This window comes from Pseudomonas fuscovaginae SE-1 (assembly GCF_000364705.1).
GTDB lineage: Bacteria > Pseudomonadota > Gammaproteobacteria > Pseudomonadales > Pseudomonadaceae > Aquipseudomonas > Aquipseudomonas fuscovaginae_A.
The window spans coordinates 1-1,706 of record NZ_AQOH01000208.1 but is presented as its reverse complement, the minus strand read 5'-3'; the positions used below and the strand labels follow the sequence as shown (position 1 = coordinate 1,706).

At 59.1% G+C, this 1,706-nt stretch carries 2 protein-coding genes; one reads left to right on the top strand and one right to left on the bottom strand.

From position 1 onward, the window contains the following. Positions 1-259: 259 nt before the first annotated feature. A complete protein-coding gene (locus K675_RS0118850; RefSeq protein WP_017905044.1) occupies positions 260-703 on the bottom strand; it encodes a TM2 domain-containing protein in 444 nt (147 codons plus the stop codon). A gap of 251 nt (positions 704-954) precedes the next feature. Between K675_RS0118850 and K675_RS0118845 the strand changes: the two genes are divergently transcribed. Next, on the top strand, positions 955-1,611 hold the full coding sequence (locus tag K675_RS0118845; RefSeq protein WP_026145336.1) for a C40 family peptidase: 657 nt from the start codon (positions 955-957) through the stop codon (positions 1,609-1,611). Positions 1,612-1,706 lie beyond the last annotated feature (95 nt).

The window sequence follows — 1,706 nt, the reverse complement described above, 5'->3', positions numbered from 1 at the left end:
CGGGGTCGCGCCCGACTTTACTGGAGTAAATGAGCATTCCGAGGTGGTTTTCAACGCAGCATCACCGAGTATCAAGACTTCTCAGACAGAGCCTAGTGTGGCGAGCGGGCTCGCTCGCGCTGGGGCGCGCAGCGGCCCCCAAACCTGCCACCGCGTTCTACCTGACAAACGCAGTGACAGGTTTTGGGGCTGCCCTGCAGCCCAGCGCGGGCAAGCCCGCTCACCACAGGTGCACTCATTCACTACACAGACCCGCTCATCACAATCCGCTCGGTGCCAAGCCTCCCCCCCGCCCGCTGTTCCTCAGCGAAATCTGGTCATTCAACGTCCAGAAGTCATACAGCACCCCCAGCCCCAGCAGCCCTCCGCTCACCAGGTACAACAGGCCGGTGATCCACTTGCCCTGGTACATCCGGTGCACACCGAAGATGCCGAGAAACGTCAGCAACAACCAGGCGACGTTGTAGTCCAGCGGACCGGGAGTAAAACGCAGGTCCGCCTCGCGATCCATTCCCGGAATCAGGAACAGGTCGATCAGCCAGCCGATGCCCAACAATCCGAACGTGCAAAACCAGATCGTTCCGGTCACCGGCTTGCCGTAATAGAAACGGTGGGAACCGGTGAAACCGAAAATCCACAGCAAATACCCCAGGAGCACGTTGTGGGTATTGGCGAACGCACCATCGTGTCGATAGCTGCTCATGAATGCCATCTCCGAGCTTGATAGATAAATTTTTCGTCTTTTTTTGTGACTTTTTTACTGTCTCAAAACATGTAACAGAGTCTTGCCGAAAACCGCTGAAAGCCTTGTGGCGCCTGAGCTGCGCGTGACCCATGAGTCTCTTTTCGGCGGCGCAGAGCGCTTTTGCCCGCCGTATAGAGTCGACAAACGGCCTCGGAAAGACCTGAAAGCTGTTATAAAGTTGCGCGCTAAATCCATATGAGCCTTGCCTAATGCGACCATTTTTCAAGACATGGCTGACTCTTTGCCTTTTGATGCCATTGGCCGCCCACGCCACCAATCGTGAGCAACGTCTTCCCAACATCGACGGCCACACTGCAAAGTCACCTGCAGCCGTCGCCAGACTTTCCGAGATCAGCGTTCCAGGCAGCAAACACCCTGGCAAGCGCGCCAACCACGGTAAAGCGAAACACGCCGAACTCACCGCCACCGCCGTCGGTGCGCCGAACAGCAAGCAGAGCAGCGCAGCCCTGAGCCGTGCGGTGAATGTGCTGGGCACCCCCTATCGCTGGGGCGGCAGCAGCCCGAGCAAGGGCTTCGACTGCAGCGGCCTGGTCAAGTACGCCTACAGTGGCGTCGCCGCAAGCGACCTGCCACGCACCTCCAACGCCATGGCTTCAGGCCACGGCCAGAAGGTCGATCGCAAGGACCTGAAGCCGGGCGACCTGCTGTTTTTCAACATCAAGAGCCGCAAGGTCAACCACGTTGCCATCTACCTGGGCAACGACCGTTTCATCCATGCCCCGCGTCGCGGCAAGTCCGTGACCATCGACACCCTGAAGAAACCCTACTGGGCCAGCCACTACGCGGTCGCCAAGCGGGTGATCGCCAAGGAGCAGACCGGCCACATGCGGGTCGTTCAGCGCTGAGTCTGACGCCCTGCGCACCAGCCAGGGCATGACCTGTCAGACAGCGCAGCCCTAGGCTTTGTCTGAAAAGTCTTGAGACGAAGGTCAGGCAAGGC

What these genes read in the sequence shown, in the direction of transcription:
- K675_RS0118850 (WP_017905044.1), bottom strand. Translation starts at nt 703, where the DNA reads ATGAGCAGCTATCGACACGATGGTGCGTTCGCCAATACCCACAACGTG.
- K675_RS0118845 (WP_026145336.1), top strand. Translation starts at nt 955, where the DNA reads ATGCGACCATTTTTCAAGACATGGCTGACTCTTTGCCTTTTGATGCCA.